17 protein-coding genes, 2 tRNA genes and 1 pseudogene are annotated in these 17966 nt (G+C 68.5%); 12 read left to right on the top strand and 8 right to left on the bottom strand.

Features of this window, described 5'->3' with window-relative positions:
* Positions 1-75: 75 nt before the first annotated feature.
* Positions 76-1692, top strand: coding sequence for a gamma-glutamyltransferase family protein (locus KQ303_RS08170; RefSeq protein ID WP_259729905.1), 1617 nt, complete (start codon positions 76-78; stop codon positions 1690-1692).
* A gap of 38 nt (positions 1693-1730) precedes the next feature.
* Here the strand turns inward: KQ303_RS08170 and KQ303_RS08165 are convergent, their stop codons facing one another.
* Positions 1731-2279 (bottom strand): DUF1823 family protein, encoded by a 549-nt coding sequence (locus KQ303_RS08165; protein WP_259729904.1) that lies wholly within the window; start codon positions 2277-2279, stop codon positions 1731-1733.
* 107 nt (positions 2280-2386) lie between these two features.
* Between KQ303_RS08165 and dusB the strand changes: the two genes are divergently transcribed.
* Entirely contained in the window at positions 2387-3463 is a 1077-nt protein-coding gene (gene dusB, locus KQ303_RS08160) for a tRNA dihydrouridine synthase DusB (protein ID WP_255099994.1), read from the top strand.
* A 38-nt stretch (positions 3464-3501) separates the two neighbouring features.
* Here the strand turns inward: dusB and KQ303_RS08155 are convergent.
* Together KQ303_RS08155 and KQ303_RS08150 are read right to left on the bottom strand one after the other, a co-directional pair.
* Positions 3502-4119 (bottom strand): annotated as a pseudogene (locus tag KQ303_RS08155) (DUF4079 domain-containing protein); the annotation flags it as partial.
* Positions 4120-4181: 62 nt separating this feature from the next.
* Positions 4182-4904, bottom strand: a complete 723-nt coding sequence (locus KQ303_RS08150; protein WP_259729975.1) for a precorrin-2 C(20)-methyltransferase — start codon at positions 4902-4904, stop codon at positions 4182-4184.
* Positions 4905-5199: 295 nt separating this feature from the next.
* Here KQ303_RS08150 and KQ303_RS08145 point away from each other — a divergent pair, with 295 nt between their 5' ends.
* On the top strand, positions 5200-5787 hold the full coding sequence (locus KQ303_RS08145; RefSeq protein WP_259729903.1) for an acireductone dioxygenase: 588 nt from the start codon (positions 5200-5202) through the stop codon (positions 5785-5787).
* A gap of 34 nt (positions 5788-5821) precedes the next feature.
* Here KQ303_RS08145 and KQ303_RS08140 read toward each other — a convergent pair whose 3' ends face one another.
* Together KQ303_RS08140 and aroQ are read right to left on the bottom strand one after the other, a co-directional pair.
* Positions 5822-6478 (bottom strand): tRNA-(ms[2]io[6]A)-hydroxylase, encoded by a 657-nt coding sequence (locus tag KQ303_RS08140; protein ID WP_259729902.1) that lies wholly within the window; start codon positions 6476-6478, stop codon positions 5822-5824.
* Positions 6475-6921: a type II 3-dehydroquinate dehydratase gene (gene aroQ / locus KQ303_RS08135; protein ID WP_259729901.1), complete on the bottom strand. Its 447-nt coding sequence runs from the start codon at positions 6919-6921 to the stop codon at positions 6475-6477. The genes KQ303_RS08140 and aroQ overlap by 4 nt, the downstream gene beginning before the upstream one ends.
* A gap of 35 nt (positions 6922-6956) precedes the next feature.
* On the opposite strand from aroQ, the gene KQ303_RS08130 reads away from it, so the two are divergent.
* The 3 genes from KQ303_RS08130 to KQ303_RS08120 all read left to right on the top strand — a co-directional run bounded on the left by KQ303_RS08130 (position 6957) and on the right by KQ303_RS08120 (position 7509).
* Positions 6957-7038: transfer RNA gene (locus KQ303_RS08130), tRNA-Tyr, on the top strand.
* A gap of 10 nt (positions 7039-7048) precedes the next feature.
* Positions 7049-7120, top strand: a tRNA-Thr gene (locus KQ303_RS08125).
* A gap of 128 nt (positions 7121-7248) precedes the next feature.
* Positions 7249-7509: a hypothetical protein gene (locus tag KQ303_RS08120; RefSeq protein WP_094510017.1), complete on the top strand. Its 261-nt coding sequence runs from the start codon at positions 7249-7251 to the stop codon at positions 7507-7509.
* A gap of 433 nt (positions 7510-7942) precedes the next feature.
* Here the strand turns inward: KQ303_RS08120 and KQ303_RS08115 are convergent, their stop codons facing one another.
* Positions 7943-8593 carry an alpha-ketoglutarate-dependent dioxygenase AlkB gene (locus KQ303_RS08115; RefSeq protein WP_259729900.1) on the bottom strand — a complete coding sequence of 217 codons (651 nt, stop codon included), beginning with the start codon at positions 8591-8593 and terminating at the stop codon, positions 7943-7945.
* Between the two features lie 121 nt (positions 8594-8714).
* On the opposite strand from KQ303_RS08115, the gene KQ303_RS08110 reads away from it, so the two are divergent.
* Complete coding sequence (locus tag KQ303_RS08110) at positions 8715-10130, top strand: aldehyde dehydrogenase family protein (protein WP_399233241.1); 1416 nt, start codon at positions 8715-8717, stop codon at positions 10128-10130.
* 78 nt (positions 10131-10208) lie between these two features.
* The gene (locus tag KQ303_RS08105; protein WP_259729899.1) at positions 10209-11393 is read left to right on the top strand and encodes a LysM peptidoglycan-binding domain-containing protein; all 1185 of its coding nucleotides are present in this window, start codon (positions 10209-10211) and stop codon (positions 11391-11393) included.
* Positions 11394-11430: 37 nt separating this feature from the next.
* Here KQ303_RS08105 and KQ303_RS08100 read toward each other — a convergent pair whose 3' ends face one another.
* Together KQ303_RS08100 and KQ303_RS08095 are read right to left on the bottom strand one after the other, a co-directional pair.
* Positions 11431-12939, bottom strand: a complete 1509-nt coding sequence (locus KQ303_RS08100) for an ATP-dependent DNA helicase RecQ (RefSeq protein ID WP_259729898.1) — start codon at positions 12937-12939, stop codon at positions 11431-11433.
* Positions 12940-13006: 67 nt separating this feature from the next.
* Positions 13007-13969, bottom strand: a complete 963-nt coding sequence (locus KQ303_RS08095; protein ID WP_233132729.1) for a hypothetical protein — start codon at positions 13967-13969, stop codon at positions 13007-13009.
* Between the two features lie 211 nt (positions 13970-14180).
* Between KQ303_RS08095 and KQ303_RS08090 the strand changes: the two genes are divergently transcribed.
* From KQ303_RS08090 to mtnC, 4 genes are all read left to right on the top strand, one after another.
* Positions 14181-14390, top strand: a complete 210-nt coding sequence (locus tag KQ303_RS08090; protein WP_094510007.1) for a photosystem I reaction center subunit IV — start codon at positions 14181-14183, stop codon at positions 14388-14390.
* 373 nt (positions 14391-14763) lie between these two features.
* Entirely contained in the window at positions 14764-15609 is an 846-nt protein-coding gene (locus tag KQ303_RS08085) for a DNA-formamidopyrimidine glycosylase (protein ID WP_259729897.1), read from the top strand.
* 17 nt (positions 15610-15626) lie between these two features.
* Entirely contained in the window at positions 15627-16313 is a 687-nt protein-coding gene (gene mtnB, locus KQ303_RS08080) for a methylthioribulose 1-phosphate dehydratase (RefSeq protein ID WP_259729896.1), read from the top strand.
* Positions 16314-16766: 453 nt separating this feature from the next.
* On the top strand, positions 16767-17501 hold the full coding sequence (gene mtnC, locus KQ303_RS08075) for an acireductone synthase (RefSeq protein WP_259729895.1): 735 nt from the start codon (positions 16767-16769) through the stop codon (positions 17499-17501).
* Positions 17502-17966: the final 465 nt, after the last annotated feature.

Genomic DNA, 17966 nt, shown 5'->3' with positions numbered 1-17966 from the left:
AACACCGTTGAGCCGCTGTGGCGGAGGCGCCACCCACACCAGACTGCGGCCTGACCGCCAGAGCCGCGCGCTGCCATGGCCAACCCTGCCTTTCTTCATCGCCGCTCGCCCGTGTTTGCCGGGCATGCCATGGTCACCTCCAGCTCGCCGCTGGTGACCCGCGTGGGCCTGCGGGTGCTGGAGCAGGGCGGCAACGCCGCCGATGCCGCGGTAGCCATGGCCGGGATGCTGGCGCTGGCCGAGCCGATGATGAGCGGCCTCGGCGGCGACACCATGGTGCTGGTGTGGTCGGCACAGGACCAGCGGGTGCTGGGTCTCAATGGCAGCGGCATGGCCCCGAGCGGCGCCAGCCTCGAGCGCATCGGAGCGCGCCCCTTGATGCCGGAGCACGGCGCGGCCTCGGTCACCATTCCCGGCGCCGTGGATGGCTGGTGCACCTTGCTGGAGCGGTTCGGCACCCAGTCGCTGCAGGAGCTGTGGGAACCGGTGATCGCTTATGCGCGCCAGGGCTACCCGGTGGGCGAATCGATCGCGGGGTTCTGGGCCGTTGGCGCCGCGATGCTGGGGCAGAGCGCCTCATCGGAGCTTCGCGAGGTGTTTCTTCCCCATGGCAGCCCCCCGCAGCCGGGCCAGCTGATGCGCCTGCCGCAACTGGCCGACTCCCTGGAGCGCGTGGCCCGGGAGGGCCGCCAGGGCTTCTACGAAGGGCCCGTGGCCGAGGCGATCGCCACCACGATCAGCGCGGGCGGTGTGCCCAGCACCACAGCCGACGTGGCCGCCCAGCAGCACCGCGCCGAATGGGTGGAGCCCCTGAGCGTGGGCTACCGCGGCCGGGAGGTGCTGGGCCTGCCACCCAATTCCCAGGGGGTGGTGGCTCTGCATGCGCTTGGCCTCCTCGATGGCCTGCCCCTCGCCGCGATGGACGAGGCGGAGCGGCTGCACCATGAGATCGAAGCGATCCGCCTCGGCTTTGAGCTGGCGATCGATGGGGTGGGGGAGCCCACCCCATCGATGCTCGAACTGGTGCGGCAGCAGCTCAGCCCGGACGGACTGGCCGCCGCCCGCCGCCGCATCACGGCCCAGGCCCGGCCGGCCACCCGGCCCCAGGGCGGCCATTCGGGCGACACCAGCTACGTGTGCGCCGTGGACAGCGAGGGCAACGCCGTGTCGTTGATGACCAGCATCAGCGGACTGTTCGGCTCCGGGCTGGTGGCGGGCGACACGGGCGTGCTGCTCAACAACCGGGCCGCCCAGTTCTCCAGCCAGCCGGGCCATCCCAATGCCCTGGCACCCGGCCACCGGCCGCGCCATTCGATCCTGCCGGCGATGGTGCTGCGCGAAGGGCTGCCTGAATTCGTGATGGGCGTGATCGGCGGCAACGCCCATCCCCAGGGGCTCACCCAGATCCTGGTGAACGCCCTCGATCTGGGCATGAATCCCCAGCAGGCCGTGGATGCCCCGCGCTTCAAGCTGATCATGCAGAGCGGTGCGGTCCACATCGATCCGCAGTTCAATCCAGACGTGGGCCACGAGCTGGTGGCCCGCGGCCATCAGCTCGGCGATTCCTATGGCTTCGTGGGTTTCAAGGGGGGTGCCCAGATGGTGCGCCTCCATCGCGACGACTCCGGCCACTGCACCAGCCTGGAGGCCGGCGTGGATCACCGGCTCGATGGGGTGGCGATGGGGATCTGAACGGGCGGGGCCTGCATGGCTCGGGGGCGGTCCGCCGGCTACTGCACCGGCAGATCTCCCGGGTGCCCCGCCACCGGATCGGCCGGCTGCGGCAGCAGCGGTGGCAGCGGCCCTGTGTCCGGCAGCGGTTCGCCCCGCTCGGCCAGGTGAGCCAGCAGCCAGTTCACCGCCGTGGCGCGGCGGGTGCGGCGGGGAAACAGCTCGCCGATGCGGTAGCCGGCGAAGCCCAGCTGGTGTTTGAGCAGTTGCTTGTGGGCGGCGGCAATCGAGCGGGTGAGCCGCACACTGGCCGGACGCTCCGCGATCAGCGGCGGCGCCTGCGGGTAGGCCAGGGCCCAGTCGTCCGGTGTGGCGGCGGTGGCGCGCCACGGCGCTGGCCCCTGTGCGGCGCTGGTGGTGACCTCTGCCCCGATGGTGGGCTGTGCCATGACGTCAGCCTCAAAAGCCAGCCCATCCACCAGCCCGTCAGCGGGTGCGTAGCCCAGCCGCTGCCAGACCAGTTCGCAGACGAAGCGGTCGCTGGTGCGGTCGTCGAGGATCAGCTGCAGCAACTGGAGACTGAGCGGATGGGGGGAGGGGGCAGTCATGGCGAGGCGGCGGGTCAGCAGGTCAGCGAGGCCGTCGTCGGGCGGGTCAACGAGGCAGTTGTTCGGCGGGTCAGGGCGGCCCTGGGCAGCGGGAAGATGAACCTCTGATGACCCTGCCACCGCTTCCACTTCAGCTTCAGGGCCGCGGCCAGCCGCGCCAGCTCCGCTGCCGGGTGTTCCAGTCGCCCCTGGCGGGGGTGAGCGACCAGATCTTTCGGGGCTTCGTGCGCCGTTGGGCTCCCGACGCCCTCCTCTATACGGAGATGGTGCACGCCACCTGCCTGGAGCGGGGCCACGGCAGTGAGAAGTTCGAGGCTCTGGCCGGCGAGAGCGGGCCGATCGCGGTGCAGCTGTTCGACCACCGTCCCCAGGCCCTGGCCGAGGCCGCCCGGCGGGCGGAGGCGGCGGGCGCCTTCCTGATCGACATCAACATGGGCTGCCCGGTGCGCAAGGTGGCGCGCAAAGGCGGCGGCAGCGGCCTGCTGCGCGAGCCCGCGCTGGCGGCGGAGATCGTGGCGGCGGTGGCGGCTGCGGTGCGCGTGCCGGTCACGGTGAAGACGCGGCTGGGCTGGTGCGGCAGCAGCGCCGATCCGGTGGCTTTCGCCCTCGGTCTGCAGGAAGCCGGTGCCGAGGCGCTCACCCTGCACGGCCGCACACGGGAGCAGGGCTTCTCCGGCAGCGCCGACTGGGCCGCCATCGCCCGGGTGAAGCAGGCCCTGCGCATTCCCGTGATCGCCAACGGCGACGTGACCTCCCCCGAAGAAGCCCTGCGCTGCCTGGCCATCACCGGCGCCGATGGGGTCATGGTGGGGCGAGCCACCCTGGGAGCCCCCTGGCTGGTGGGCCGCATCGACGCGGCCCTGAGCGGCCGGCCGGTGCCACCGGACCCCTCGCCGGCCGAGCGGCTGGCCCTGGCGGCCGAGCACCTGCAGGCGCTGGTGGCCTACCGAGGGGCGAAAGGCCTGCAGATCGCCCGCAAGCACATGGGCTGGACCTGCCAGGGCTTCGCCGGCGCCGCCCAACTGCGCCATCAGCTGATGCGCGCGCCCACCCCTGCGGAGGCCAGGGCACTGCTGGAAGCGGCAGCGGCTGACACCGTCGCTGTGTTGGCTGACGGGGCAGGAGCGTCAACACTTGACTGGGCCGGTGCTGGGCAGGTGCGCAGCTCGAAGTTGCAGGAATAGATCGCCGGTTTCTGCCAGCTGAGTGGGATTTCCAGCAGGTCGCGGGTGCCGGTGATCGCCATCACGGCAAAGAGCACGGAGGCGAGCACGTTGGCGGTGATGTGCAGGCGACGCATCCGCAGGGAGCGGAAGATCTCCGCCTTGGAGGCCAGCGAGAACAGCATCAGGCCCGTGAGCAGCACGCCGGCCCAGTAGTGGGAGCTCCAGAAGGCAGGGCTGAGCGGGTTGTCGCTGAGGCGCCAGATCTCCGGCTGGCTGCCGAGGCCCAGCAGGCCCACCCAGGTGAGCAGGGCGAAGCTGGCCCGCAGCGGCGCTTTCTTCGCCCGCCAGAGCCCCAGCAGACTCGCGAAGGTGCCGGCACTCACCAGCAGCAGCAGCGCCAGACGTCCGGCCCCGCCAGTGAAGGGGGGTTCCGGCACCACGAACTTGCTGATGAAGGAATAGAGGAGGGCGATCAGCACCGCCACCACGATGCCGGCGGTGAGCCAGCGGCCATGGTCGGCGTGCTCCACCCCCACGGTGGGCGGCTGTGGGTGGATCTTGAGCCGGCGCTCACGGGCCAGCAGGCCGAGGCGGATCGTGGCACCCACCACGGGATACACAAACAGGATGACCAGCACCGGATGCAGCAGCGAGAACCAGTCGATCGGGGTCATGGAGCAGGTGGTGGGGGGTGGGGAAGCCAGCCAAAGGCTGTCACAGCCGAGGGGCGCCGGCGCTAGGGAAGTACCGACGGCCAGCCGGATCGGATCAGCAGAAGCGAAAAGTAGGGCCGCTGCTCGGAGGGCACCGCATCGGCCGGCACCACCAGCTGATCGGGCCAGCCCACCCGCTGGGCGAACAGGGCGTCCCCAAGGAGCCCGCGCCGTTCCAGCAGGGGCCGCACCCAGCTCCAGCGGTGGCCCAGCTTGAGCAGGGCCAGGCCGGTGCGCGCCTGCGGGGGCTCCAGGGCGATGGCGTCGAGCAGGGTATCGAGCACCCCGGGCGCATCGGGCGTGGGGCGCACCAGCAGCCCCTGCCCCTGCAGGGCCAGAGGCCAGTGGCCTGCGGCCGCCGCCGCTGCCACGGCGGGGATGCCGGGGATGAGCCGCACTGGGCAGGCGGGGTGGGCATCGCGCAGAGCCAGCAGCACGTACGAGGCGCTGGCATAGAGCGACACATCCCCCTCGCAGAGCAGCACCACCCGGCGGCCAGCGGCCACCGCGGCCGCCAGCGCCTCAGCCGCAGCCCGCCAGGCCTGACGGCGCGGCTCAGGCTCCGCCACCATCGGAAACACCAGCGGCAAGGTGGCCTGCTCCGGATTCAGCCACGGCGCCGCGATCGCCGCGGCCATTCCCTCCCCACCCGCCTGGGCCACCGGGTAGGCCACCAGGTCGGCAGCGGCGATTGCCCGCACCGCCGCCACGGTAAGCAGATCCGGATCGCCCGGACCCACACCCACCAGCGTGAGCCCCGGCAAGGCAGCGGCGCCGGTGGGGTCGGGCAGGCCTTGAAGGCCTGGCAGGCCGGGAAAACCGGAAAAACCGGGGGAGCCTGGGGGCACCGAGGGGGCCTCGCTCATTGGGTGCTGCCACCACATCCGTGGGGTTCATCCCATCACGCCGTGGCGCCAGCGGCTCAGCCCATGGGCCACGCGCCAGTGGCGTGCTCAGGCCTTGCGGCGGCGCCGCAACACACCCGCACCTCCGGCCCGCAGGGCTTCCATAGGCTGGAGCCATCGCCCGTGCCGCACCCCGATGACTCTGCTTGCCATTCACCAACTGCCCAGCGATGGCAACGCCGCCCCTGACGCCACCCCCTGCCCGCCCACGTTGCGCACCAGCGACGGCGACCGGATCCGCCAGGAGCTGGAGGCCCGCGGCATCCGCTTCGAGCGCTGGCCGGCCCGGGCCTCCACTGGCGAGGCCACCACTGCCGACGCGCTGCTGGCGCTCTACGCCGAGGAGATCGCCCGACTGCAGAGCAGCGGCGCCTATCCCACGGTCGATGCGATCCGCCTCACGCCCGACCATCCGGATCGGGTGGCGCTGCGGCAGAAGTTCCTCTCGGAGCACACCCACAGCGAGGACGAGGTGCGCTTCTTCGTTGAAGGGCGCGGCCTGTTCTGCCTTCACCTCGGTGATGAGGTGCTGCAGGTGGTGTGTGAGCGCAACGACCTGATCTCTGTTCCGGCGGGCACGCCCCACTGGTTTGACATGGGGCCCGAGCCCCACTTCGCCGCCCTGCGCTTCTTCGACAACCCGGAGGGGTGGGTGGCCACCTTCACCGGTGAGGCCATCGCCGAACGGTTCCCCCTGCTCGACGAACTGCTGGCCGCGGTCTGAGGCGAGGCGAGCCGGAAGCGGCAGCCCAGCAGGCTCAGGCCACGCCCACCGAGTGCATCCGAACCAGCCCTGGATCGGCCAACACTCCTGTGAGGGCCTGAACCTCCGCCAGCGCCAGCTGCTCCAGCCGCTCCACTGTGGCTTCGCGGCTGAAGCGCGCTTCGGCCAGTACCCAGTAGACCCCGAAGTGGCGCGCCTCGCTGGCCAGCAGGTCGCCGTAGAGGGCCGCCAGCTCCGGATCAGGGCTGTGGGCAGCCAGCAGAGCCATGCGTTCGTGGCTGCGGGCCTCGATCAGGCCGGCCACCAGGAAGCTGTCGAGCATGCGCTGCGGCTCGCCCCGCCGCACCTGGCCGGCCAGGGCGGCGCCGTAGGGCGGGGCTGCCAGGGCGCGCAGGGCATGGCCTCGCCGCTCCAGCAGGGCCTGCACGCGCTCGAAGTGTTCGAGCTCCTCACGGGCCAGGGGGCTGAGCACCGCGGCCAGCTCCCCGTCGGAGGGGTAGCGGAACATCAGCTGCAGCGCCACGCCCGCCGCCTTGCGTTCGCAGTGGGCATGGTCGATCAACAGCAGCTCGGGGTGGGCCAGGGCCTGCTCCAACCAGGCGTCGCTGCTGGGCGCCGTCAGCCATTTCACCCGGGCAGGTGCGGCCACGGACACGCCGGCCGCCAGCGGCAGGGAAGCGGTGGTGCTCATGCCGGCTCCTGGGCGCGCAGGTGGGCCACCAGGCCGTCGAGGCCGAGGCTGTAGCTGGCGGGCCCGAAGCCACAGACCACGCCCACCGCCCGGTCGGCCAGGGTGGAGTGGTGCCGGAACGGCTCGCGGGCGTGGACGTTGCTGAGGTGCACCTCCACGAAGGGCAACGCCACCCCCAGCAGCGCGTCACGGATGGCGATCGACGTGTGGGTGTAGGCACCGGCGTTAATGACGATGCCGTCGCAGACGCCGGCTGCCTCGTGGATGCGGTCCACGAGGGCACCCTCGTGGTTGCTCTGAAAACAGGCCAGGTCCACCCCCTGCGCCGCTGCCTGGGCCGTCAGCGCCGCGTTGATGGCTTCCAGGGTGCTGACCCCGTAAAGCCCAGGCTCACGGCGCCCCAGCAGGTTGAGGTTGGGGCCGTGAAGCACGAGCAGCTGCATGGGGAAGGTCGACTGGTAAGTTTCTCGGGTGGAGCGGGTCGGTGCCCGAGTGGTTAATGGGGGCGGACTGTAAATCCGCTGGCTCTGCCTACGTTGGTTCAAATCCAACCCGGCCCACCTTCCACATGCCCTTGTAGCTCAGCGGTAGAGCACTCCCTTGGTAAGGGAGAGGTCACGAGTTCAAGTCTCGTCAAGGGCTTCCTCCCAACCCTTTCCGGCCATTCACTTGGACCTTCGGGCTGCAGATCCCCTTGGCAAGGTGTGGCCAGGCGGTCCCCATCGCCGGGAGCGCCCGGGCGGCAAACTCTCAACGGCTGCCACCCCGCCATGGGCGCGATCCTGCTCACCGTTCTCACCGCGCTGCTGGGCTTTGGCCTGGGCAAGGGCGTGCCTCGGCTGGTTCAGCGCTCGGGCAGCCTGGCTCGCCGTTCGCGGCTGAGCCAGCTGGCCTTCGGCAGCCTGCTGCTGCTGCCCTGGCTGGTGGGGATCGCCCTGCTGCTGCTGTTGCCCTTGCGCCCTGCACTGCTGCTACCTGCGATCGGCTACGGCGTGGGCATGTGGCAGGGGCGGCGCAAGCTGGGGCTGTAGCCGTCGGCGCGGCTGACCGCCTCGGCCGAAGACGCGGATCCCCCAACTGCAGCACGCTGTGTTCAGCCATAACCGATTGCGCAACACCGGCCCACCGCACCCTGCGTCTCTGCACGCGTTGAGTACACCCCGGAACAGCATCAGGCCACTGCCCCAACATGATGGCGACGCTTGCACTGCAACCGCAGAGGAGCAGGAGGATCGTCCCAGTGGGGGCGACGGGCGGAGTTGGGGCCGGATCGCTTGGGGAGGATGGCCCGCTGCTGGCGTTGCCAGGTATCCGTGGTGGTTCCTGCCTGCTTGTCACAGAGGGCAACCATCGATCCGCAATGGCGTTGATTGAAATGCTGTCGAATGCCTAGGCGCACTCACTCACGAAGTCCCTGCCAAAGACTCAGCTCAACACCCTTGCAACCACACCCCCCGATCGAGATCACCGCTGTGCAATCGCTCCCCTTCGAATCACGCGGAAGGTGAGATTGATGCGGTCACGTGCGACCCGCCGTCGCTGGGGCACCTGATGCAACCAGTGCTGTTGCGTGGGTGGATCCATCACCAGCAGATCGCCTTCGCCCAGTTCAAAGCTCAGCGGTGACTCTGCATCTGCGGAAGGTTGCCGGGGCTTGAGCCGAAAACTGCGCGCCGCCCCGAGGCTGAGGGAGGCAATCGGTTGATCGGGATCAAGTTCGGGCTCGTCGTCCGCATGCCAATCCAGCTTGTCGTTGCCGTCGCGGTAGTGATTGAGCAGCAGGGAGTTGAAGCGGCAACCGGCGGCGGCCTCCACCTGCCGGCGCAGCTGCCGCAGCGAGGCGGTCCAGGGCTCGATCGCCTGGTGAACACCGCTGTAGGCGTAGTGGCAACCGGGATCGCCCATCCAGCAGGTGAGCCGCGGAATCGGATGGGTGCGGCCGAACAGGGTGATGTGCTCCTGGCGCCAGGGCACGTCGGTCCGCAGCTGAACCAGCCAGGACGCCGCATCCGCCAGCCACAAGGGCCAGTAGCGCAACGCCAGTCCCTCCCGCGTCACCGTCTGAGGGGTGCCGGCCGGCGGCGTTGACTGCAGGAGATCGAGTTGCTGTTCCATCCTTCTCGCCCTCACCATCGCGCTGGAGGTGTGGCCGCCAGCCGCTCCCACACCCGCTCCAGCCGGCCCCGTGGCCGGGTAGCAGCCGCCATGCTGGAGCTACTCTCGCTCGCCCGCTCCCATGACCGCCTCCACCGCCATGCCCATGGCGGACATGCCCGCCGTGGCCATGCCCGCCGTGGACAGCCTGCGTGAGCCGGTCAGCCAGGGGCTCACCCGCCCGCTGGCCTGGCGTCGCGAGCAGCTCGCGCGGCTCACGGCACTGCTCGATGGTGCGGAGGAGGCGATCCTTGCGGCGCTCGCCGCCGACCTGGGCAAGCCTCCGGTGGAGGCCTATTTCGAAGTGGTGGCCGTCCGTCAGGAGCTGCGCCTCTGCCAGCGCCAGCTGCGGCGCTGGATGGCGCCCCGGCCAGTGCCGGTGCCGCTCAGCCAGAGGCCGGGCCAGGCCCGGCTGATGCCTGAGCCGCTCGGCTGCGTGCTGATCATCGGCCCCTGGAATTACCCCTTCTCGCTCACCCTCCAGCCGCTGGTGAGTGCTCTGGCAGCGGGCAACAGCGCCGTGCTGAAGCCGTCGGAGCAGGCCCCGCACACCTCGGCCCTGATCGCCCAGCTGGTGGCGCGCCACCTGGAGCCCGATGTGGTGCAGGTGGTGGAAGGAGACGGAGCTGTGGCCAGCGCGCTGCTCCAGCTGCGCTTCGATCACATTTTCTTCACTGGCGGCGGCCGGGTGGGCCGGCTGGTGATGGAGGCGGCCGCGCGTCACCTCACCCCGGTCACCCTGGAGCTGGGCGGCAAGAGCCCGGCCATCGTGCTGGCCGACGCCGACCTCGACACCACTGCCCGTCGCCTGATCTGGGGCAAGGGGCTCAACGCCGGTCAGACCTGCATCGCCCCCGACCATCTGCTGGTGGAAGACTCAGTGCGGCCGGCGCTGGTGGAGCGGCTGACGCGGGAGATCACGCGCTGCTACGGCGACGACCCGCTGGCGTCGCCGGATCTGGCCCGCATCGTCAACCGCCCGCAGTTCGAGCGGCTGTGCGGCCTGCTGGAGGGCGCCAGGCAGCGGGGGCAGCTGCTGGCCGGCGGCCAGATCGATCCGGAGCGCCTGCGCATCGCCCCCACTCTGCTGGCGGTCGATGCGGCCGACGATCCGCTGATGCAGGAGGAGCTGTTCGGTCCCCTGCTGCCGGTGCTGCCTGTGGCTTCGCTGGATGAGGCAATCACCCGGGTGCGGCGTGGAGCCAAGCCGCTGGCGCTCTATCTGTTCAGCAGCAGTGCCGCCGCCCAGGAGCAGGTGCTGGCAGGCACCAGTTCGGGGGGCGTCTGCTTCAACGACGTGGTGATGCAGGTGGGGGTGCCCGAGCTTCCATTCGGTGGCGTCGGCCCCAGCGGCATGGGCCGCTACCACGGCCAGTCGGGCTTCGACACCTTCTCGCACCTGCGCAGCGTGCTGCGGCGCCCGTTCCGCTTCGATGTGCCGCTGCGCTATCCCCCCTACGGCGACCGTCTCGGCCTGATCAAGCGGCTGATGGGCTGAACCGGACCAACGATTTGGCGCCGGGGGACTGGCGCGCCAGAGGGTTCTCCTTAAGGTTCATCCAGCTGACCGTTGCCCATGCGCCGCGCCATCGTCGCCCTGGCCCTCGCCCTGCTGCTCCCGTTGCCGGGACTGGCCGCCCAGCACGTGGTGAAGCCCGGGGAGACGCTCTCGGAGATCGCCGAGCGCTATGGCGTGTCCCTCAACCGCCTGATGCAGCTGAACGGCATCAAGGATCCGGATCTGGTCACGGCCGGCACCCGCCTCACCGTGCCCGGTGGAGCCAGTTCCGGCGCCGGCTCTTCCGCTGGCGGGCGCGGCAGCTACACCGTGAAGCCGGGCGAAACCCTCTCCGAGATCGCCGACCGGCTGGGCACCACGGTGCAGCGCCTGATCGAGCTCAACGGCATCCGCGACCCGGACATGGTGGCCGAGGGCACCCGCCTGGTGGTGCCCGGCGCCCCCGCCGCCGCCCGTCCCGCAGCGGTGAACAGGAACGCCCGCGAACACACCGTCCAACCAGGTGAAACCCTCTCCGGCATCGCCGATCGCTACGGGGTGCCGATGTCGCGGCTGATGGCGCTCAACAAGCTCAGCCAGCCCGACGAGATCCAGGCCGGCAGCCGCCTGGTGCTGCGCGCCAGCACACCCGCACCCGCCCGCGCCGCCGCCAAGCCCGCGCCGGCCAAGCCCGCAGCTGCCAAACCCGCACCTGCGCGCCCGGCACCAGCAGCGCCACAACCCAAACCGGCACCAGTGGCCGCCAGGCCGGCGCCGACAGCGACAGCCCAACCCAAACCGGCACCCGCAGCCCAGCCGGCGCCCGTGCGCCCCGCACCTGCTGCCACGGCTACAGCAGTCCAGCCCAGGCCGGCAGCGGCAGCCGCCACCCAACCCGCGCCCGCTGCCACCCGCCCGGCCCCAGCAGCAGCAGCCCCCCAACCCAGGCCAGCGGCTGCGGCAGCACCCGCCCCCCGTCCCAAACCGGCGGCCACTGCGGCCAGATCGGCCGGCCCCAAACCGCCGGAATGGCGCACCTACGGCCCGCTTCAGGTTGACTTCGCCAACTGGCAGCCTTTGGGCGGCAGCATGGTGGCCCCGGCCCTGAACAGCGCCGGCCAATCGATTTTCCTGGCGGTCAACTGCACGGCCGGCAAGCTGAATGCCACCGGCGAAGCCGGCGCCTGGAAGAGCTGGGATGCCCCGCAGAGCGAGTTTGAACAGCAATTGGTGAGAGACCTCTGCAGGGTCGGCGGCGGCTGAGCCCCGTCCAGCCCACGCGTGCCGGCCCGCCTGCCGCTCATGCCGCCCAGCGCAACGGCCATGGCTCCTGCAGATAGCGGCGTCCGGCCTCCCGGATCCAGAGCCGCTGGCTGCCGTCGTCGCTTTCGCTGATCAGCTCCTCCTGCACCAGCCGGCGCGCCAGCCAACCCCAGCGCTCTCCCTCCGCAGCGGCGGTGTCCTCGGCACCGGAATGATCGGCCAGGTCATCGGCCAGCCGGGGGAGATCCAGGCCCCGGCGCTCCTGCAGCAGGGTCAGCACCTGCGCCGCGTGCGCCGACCAGTCGATCGACACCCCACGGCTGTGGCAACGGTCGCAGCGACCACAGGGGGGCACCAGCTCGCCCACGGCCTCCAGCAAGGCCTGCTCGCGGCAGCCCGTCCCCTCCGCCACCGCCTCCATGCGCCGCAGCTGCTGCTGGGCCAGTTCCAGCCGCAACTTCTCCTGCTCCTGCTGCTCCGGCGCCAGCTGCCGGCCGGAGGCGCGCATCGCCCAGCCCAGCGAGCGCCGGTCCATCGGATCAAAGAGCACCAGGCAGCGGGCGGGCTGGCCATCACGCCCCGCCCGCCCCGACTCCTGCAGGTACCCCTCCGCGCTGGCAGGCAGATCCAGATGCAGCACCAGGCCCACATCCGGGCGGTCCACACCCATGCCGAAGGCCACCGTGGCCACCAGCACCGGCCGTGGATGGTGCTGGAAGTGTTCGAGCGCCAGCAGGCGACTCTCAGGGTCCATGCCGGCGTGATATGCGATCGCCTCCACCCCGGCAGCCGAAAGCCGCGCCGCCCAGTGCTCCACCGACCGCCGTGTGCGGGCATAGATCAGCACGGCTCCAGACGCCGCCGCCACCGTGTCGAGCACCAGCGGCAGCGGATCCGGCGGGCGCCGCTGCATGGCGTACACGAGGTTCGAGCGCCGGGCGGAGCGCACCTGCACAAGGGGGCGCCGCAGCTGCAGCAGCCGGATGATGTCGGCGCGGACCCGCGGCGCGGCCGTGGCGCTCAGCGCCACCAGGGGCACACCGGGACAGAGGCTGCGCAGCTGCCCGAGGCGGCGGTAATCCGGGCGGAAATCATGGCCCCAGGCGCTGATGCAGTGGGCCTCGTCCACCGCCAGCGCCACCAGCCGGCCCTGCTCCAGCACGTCCTCCAGTAGGGCGCGGGTGGCTTCCGCCTGCAGCCGCTCCGGTGCCAAGTAGAGCAGGCGCAGGCGATTGTCGGCGAGGCGATGCAGAAGCTGCCGCCGCGACCCGGCATCGAGCCCCTGGTGCAGGCAGGCGGCCGGGATGCCGCGGCGCTGCAGCTGCGCCACCTGGTCCTGCATCAGGGCCACCAGCGGCGACACCACCAGCACCAGGCCCTGCCGCACCAGGGCGGGCAGCTGAAAACAGAGCGACTTCCCGCCACCGGTGGGCAGCACCGCCAGACAGTCGCGCCCCGCCAGGAGGGCCTCCACCACCGGGCGCTGACCGGGCCGGAAGCGCGACCAGCCGAAATGACGCTCCAGGGAATCCTCGAGCGCTTCCATCGCCAAACCGACCACAGCCCTGGTGCGGCCCGACCTTAGCGGCCCCAGATCTGGTGGCCAGGCAGGCTCATGGCAAGGGCGGTGCGTCCAGCTGGTCGGGGCTCTCCTCCACCAGCTGCAGCCGCACCCGTTTGCCGCCGGCCAGCTCCCCCAACGACACCCGCAGGGTGCTTCCGCTCAGGCTCTGGAGAACGGTCAGCATGGCCCGCAGGTGGGGCGTGCTGCTGCCGCTCTCCACCCAGAGGCGCTCCTGCAATCCCCCCAGCCGTCGCCAGCTGGTGTGCAGCTTCAGCACGGCACTTTCGAGCTGTTGCGCCTGCCCCACCGCATCGGCCAGCAAACCAAGAGCGTCGAGCCGCTGAGCCTCCTGCAGGGCTTTCTCCAGTTGCAGCTCCCCTTGCTGAAAGGCGCGCACCGCAGCCCCGGCCTCGGCCGCCTTGCTCAGCCAGCGGGCCGTGCTGGTCACGTCCCTGACCCGGTCGAGCTCGGGTTCATCCCGCAGCGCCTGGCGCAGATCGTCCTGCTGGGCCTCGGGCAGCTTGGCCAGCTCCTTCACCAGTGGTGCAACGGCCCGCGGGGGCAGCAGGTTCTCCTGGGTGCGCTGGCGGATCTCCTCCGGCAGCAGCGGGCTCGTGGCCGCTGTGAATTCATCAGAGAGGCGCCGCACCTGCTTGCGGGTGATCTGCTGCCCCTCATTGGCCGCTTCACTGATCATCAGCTGCACCTCCGGGTCGGCCTGGGCCGTTTCGAGGAAGGCGCGCTTCGAGAAGTTGTTGACGCTGCTTTGCTCCAGCGGCCCATCACCCACCAGGCTTTCGGCAGACTCCGCCAGCTGGATCAGGCCATAGGCCCGGGTCTTGCTGATCTCTCGCTCCCTGAGCCATTGCAGGAAGCCGGTACCCCGGCCCTCACCGCCGCGAACCTCGCGGTCGCGCACAGCGCGCAGGATGCGTCCCCGCCAGATCTCCGTCTGCAGGTCGAAGCGGTCGCACACCCCCCATGCTTCCTCCAGCCGCGCCAGGAACTCCATCGTGCTGATGTCGTCGCGCTGGGGATCTGGGAGCTCGAGATCGAGGATGGGAGGCTCCAACAACAGCGGGGCGGCAGCAGCCGATCGTGCCACGCTCCGCCCGCCCCCATGGCGGCCCTGCTCCGGCGACGACGATTCATGACACGGGCACCTTTGGGCCCGCCGGCCTCGGGTATCTTCCGACTGGCAATCAACCTTCTCCAGCGCAGCGATGGCCATCTCCCGCGGCGACAAAGTGCGCATCAAGCGACCCGAGTCCTATTGGTTCAACGACGTCGGCACCGTGGCGTCGATCGACACCTCCGGCATCCGCTACCCCGTGGTGGTGCGCTTCGAGAAAGTGAACTACACCGGATTCAGCGGTTCGGAAGGCGGCATCAATACCAACAACTTCTCCGAAGCCGAGCTCGAGAAGGCCTGAAGCCCAATCCCGGGGGCACATCCAGCATCTGCAGGGCTGCCCCCACACACGGTCTGATCTACAGGCGATTGCTTCCCAGGCCAATCCAACACGTCGGGCCCCACTGCTGGGGCCGCCCCTATCCAGCAGCTGGCTTGAGTGGTCTATCCACCATTCTCCAGCTGCACAACAGCAGATCAGAGACGTCACTGCCATCTCGGGCTTGATTCTTCAGCTCGATCCATCAGTCCCCCTACAGCCTTGGGCTGTTCTGTGCGTGGGCGTTCCTCTGGCCGCCTACTCCCCCTCGACGCGGGCAACCCCAGAGGCAGCCCCGCACCTGTGGGCTCGGCAGGTCGGCATGGGAGCCTGAAGCAACGCGCCAGAAACCGTCTTGCCGGAGCTGCCTGAAGTCGAAACCGTGCGTCTCGGCCTCGAGCGACAGTTGGCGGGCTTCACGGTGGAGCGCGTCAGTGTGCTGAGAGCAAGGGCTGTGGCCCATCCCGCCGACCCCGAAGCGTTCTGTCGTGCCCTTGAAGGCACCCTGGTGGGTCTGTGGCAGCGCCGTGGCAAGTATCTGTTGGCCAGCCTCAGCCGCGATGGCGAGCCCGCCGGCCGGTGGGGTGTGCACCTGCGCATGACAGGCCAGTTTCAGTGGCTTGATCACGAGCGCGAACCATGCAGCCACACGCGCGTGCGGTTCCACGACTTCCAGGGTCACGAACTGCGCTTCGTGGACACGCGCAGCTTCGGCCAGATGTGGTGGATTCCTGCGGGCAGCGAGCCCAGCCAGGTGATGCACGGCCTCAGCCGGCTCGGTCCTGAACCGTTCAGTCCGGCGTTCAACGTCACCTATCTGCAGCAACGCTTGAAAGGGTCGCAGCGGCCGATCAAGAACGCGCTGCTGGATCAGGCGCTGGTGGCCGGCATCGGCAATATCTATGCCGATGAATCTCTGTTCACCGCGGGCATCGATCCGCACACCCCCAGTGGCAGGCTTGGAGTGGCGCAGCTCCGCCGGCTCCACCAGGCCGTGGTGCAGGTGCTGCAAACGAGCATCGGAGCGGGAGGCACCACCTTCAGCGATTTCAGAGATCTCAGCGGCACCAATGGCAACTACGGCGGCATGGCCTGGGTGTACCGACGCGGCGGCCAGCCCTGCCGGACGTGCGGAACACCAATCCAACGGGAGCGGCTGGGTGGGCGAGGAACCCACTGGTGCCCGTCCTGCCAGCATTGAAGTGCTGCGATCTGCCGATGCCTTTCGATCCACCCACAACCGCTGAGGCCCTGGCAAGCCTGATCCGGGACCTTCATCGCCGCGGCTGGTGTGATGGCACCGGTGGCAATTTCAGTAGCGTGCTGAACAGGGATCCTCTGCGCCTACTCATGGCCCCCAGCGGGATCCACAAAGGTTCTGTTCGTGGCGCCGACCTGGTGCAGGTGAACGAAGCAGGCGCTGTGGTGGAGGGCAACGGACGGGCCAGCGCAGAGACGCTCTTGCACCTGGAGATCGTGCAGACCTGTGGCGCGGGTGCGGTGCTCCACACCCATTCACCGGCGGCAACCCTGCTCTCGCGCCTGGCTCTCCAGAGCCAACAACCAAACGAAATTTGCCCTGCAGGGGTTGTATTTGAAGGACTCGAGATGATGAAGGGTCTTGAGGGCATCACCACCCATCACAGCCGTGTGGTGCTCCCAGTGGTACCGAACGACCAGGATCTGCGTCGGCTCAGTGACCTTGCCTCCCCTTTGCTCAACGACGCCCCCCATGGCCTGCTGGTCGGCGGCCATGGGCTCTATGCCTGGGGCAGCAATCTGTTCACAGCCCAACGGCACGTGGAAATTCTTGAGTTCCTGCTTGATCAGACGTGGCGAGATCTCCTGCTCAAGTCTCTGCAACCAGCAGCGGCGGAGCTACCAGTCCAGGCTCCTCAACCTTGAAATCCGCTGACAGCTACCCAATTCATGCAGGCGCTCAGAGCCTCATCTACACCCTCTTGTAATGGATGCCAGAGCCATCGATCCTGCTGCCGCGGCACCCGCTTTGAGTGGCTGTCGGCGTCCTCCCTAGAAGTAGTGGCTGTCGATGTCCTGCCTATAAGTGGCTGTCGTTCTCCTCCCCATAAGCGGCCTGGCCATGGCTCTCTCCGAGCCAGCGCGGCTGCCGCGAAGCTTGCTCTCTCGGCATCGCGGCCATGACACATTCGCCCCGCCGCTTCCGCCGCGGTGGCAGTGCATATTCCCCGACTCCAACATGAGGCCACTGGCAGAGGCGACTCACCGATCACGTTCATCCAGCAGACTCATGGATCAACAAGCCCCACACTCTCCCGCGACAGAGGCAAAATACCTCAATCCGAAACGTTAACCATGCCATCCCTCATCCCAGCCGGAGTGGCCATCAGCCACATTCTTCTCGACATCGAAGGCACCACCTGTCCCTTCGATTTCGTCAAAGACACGCTTTTCCCCTATGCCGCAGACCAGCTGGACAGCTTTCTTGGCAATGAAGCTAATAACCCCAAAGTCCAGCAGCTGCTGCAATCCATTGAGGAAGCATGGGAGGAGGAAAAAGATGACGAAGCTCGTCGTCTTCTCATTTCTGCACGCATGGAGGGCAAGGGTTCACCCGCCAAGCAGCTGCGGCCCTACCTGAAGTGGCTGATCCGCAATGACAAGAAACTAACTCCACTGAAGGATCTCCAAGGCCTCATCTGGGAACGCGGCTATCAAGACGGCCACCTCTGCGCCCCCTTGTTTGAAGACGTCCCGCCTGCACTTCGGCGGTGGAAACTCATGGGAATAGAACTGGGTGTATACTCCTCAGGGTCGGTGAAAGCCCAACAGTTGCTGTATTCACACAGCACTGCCGGCAATCTTCAGCCGCTCTTCTCGACTTGGTTTGATACCCGCATAGGCACCAAGCAGCAAGCTGACAGCTACGCCGCAATCGCCAACCAACTTGAAGCGAAGCCCGCCCACATGTTGTTCATCAGCGATGTCATCGAAGAACTCCACGCCGCCAACGCAGCAGGCATGCAGCCCCTCCTCAGCGACCGCCCTGGCAATCCGTCCCGTGAGGCCGGCGCCTATCCAGTCGTTCAGTCTTTCGCCGCCATCCTTGCCTAGCAGCGTCCGGACAGCCACCTAATCACGACCAGTAGCACAGCATTCCAGCCGTTCAGAGATGTGCTCTATCGGGCATCCTGACACCAAGGTCGACAAGGTGCTCATCGCTCCTTGATCCCCCGTGATTCCCCCTTGATTCACCCCAAGCGTCATCGCTGACCAATCATTTCATCCTTCCCGCAATTCATCAATCCAACAAACCAGCGATTCAGCAATTCACCCAACAAGCCATTCAGCCACCAACACCCCTTCAGTACAGCCTCCAACCATTGAGCACACTCCATCACAACCCACACCCCTTCAAACCGCTGCACCAATCCAGCAATCCATCATCCAGCCAACACGCAACCAACAAAAAAGCCACCCTTTCGGGTGGCTTTCAGTGTTTTGCTTCTCTCGATTCATCATCATCAGATGACAAGCTCGATCAACGCAAAACTTGGTAGGAATGAAAAGTTTTATCCT

The sequence above is a fragment of the Synechococcus sp. CS-1333 genome, assembly GCF_025128015.1.
GTDB lineage: Bacteria > Cyanobacteriota > Cyanobacteriia > PCC-6307 > Cyanobiaceae > MW101C3.
Note: the sequence above shows the minus strand (reverse complement) of the source record. Positions and strands in the feature narration are given on the sequence as shown.

Bases quoted from the DNA above. Each gene is read 5' to 3' on its own strand.
- KQ303_RS08170 (WP_259729905.1), top strand. From the start codon at position 76: ATGGCCAACCCTGCCTTTCTTCATCGCCGCTCGCCCGTGTTTGCCGGG.
- KQ303_RS08165 (WP_259729904.1), bottom strand. From the start codon at position 2,279: ATGACTGCCCCCTCCCCCCATCCGCTCAGTCTCCAGTTGCTGCAGCTG.
- dusB (WP_255099994.1), top strand. From the start codon at position 2,387: ATGACCCTGCCACCGCTTCCACTTCAGCTTCAGGGCCGCGGCCAGCCG.
- KQ303_RS08145 (WP_259729903.1), top strand. From the start codon at position 5,200: ATGACTCTGCTTGCCATTCACCAACTGCCCAGCGATGGCAACGCCGCC.
- KQ303_RS08140 (WP_259729902.1), bottom strand. From the start codon at position 6,478: ATGAGCACCACCGCTTCCCTGCCGCTGGCGGCCGGCGTGTCCGTGGCC.
- aroQ (WP_259729901.1), bottom strand. From the start codon at position 6,921: ATGCAGCTGCTCGTGCTTCACGGCCCCAACCTCAACCTGCTGGGGCGC.
- KQ303_RS08120 (WP_094510017.1), top strand. From the start codon at position 7,249: ATGGGCGCGATCCTGCTCACCGTTCTCACCGCGCTGCTGGGCTTTGGC.
- KQ303_RS08115 (WP_259729900.1), bottom strand. From the start codon at position 8,593: ATGGAACAGCAACTCGATCTCCTGCAGTCAACGCCGCCGGCCGGCACC.
- KQ303_RS08110 (WP_399233241.1), top strand. From the start codon at position 8,715: ATGACCGCCTCCACCGCCATGCCCATGGCGGACATGCCCGCCGTGGCC.
- KQ303_RS08105 (WP_259729899.1), top strand. From the start codon at position 10,209: ATGCGCCGCGCCATCGTCGCCCTGGCCCTCGCCCTGCTGCTCCCGTTG.
- KQ303_RS08100 (WP_259729898.1), bottom strand. From the start codon at position 12,939: ATGGAAGCGCTCGAGGATTCCCTGGAGCGTCATTTCGGCTGGTCGCGC.
- KQ303_RS08095 (WP_233132729.1), bottom strand. From the start codon at position 13,969: ATGGAGTTCCTGGCGCGGCTGGAGGAAGCATGGGGGGTGTGCGACCGC.
- KQ303_RS08090 (WP_094510007.1), top strand. From the start codon at position 14,181: ATGGCCATCTCCCGCGGCGACAAAGTGCGCATCAAGCGACCCGAGTCC.
- mtnB (WP_259729896.1), top strand. From the start codon at position 15,627: ATGCCTTTCGATCCACCCACAACCGCTGAGGCCCTGGCAAGCCTGATC.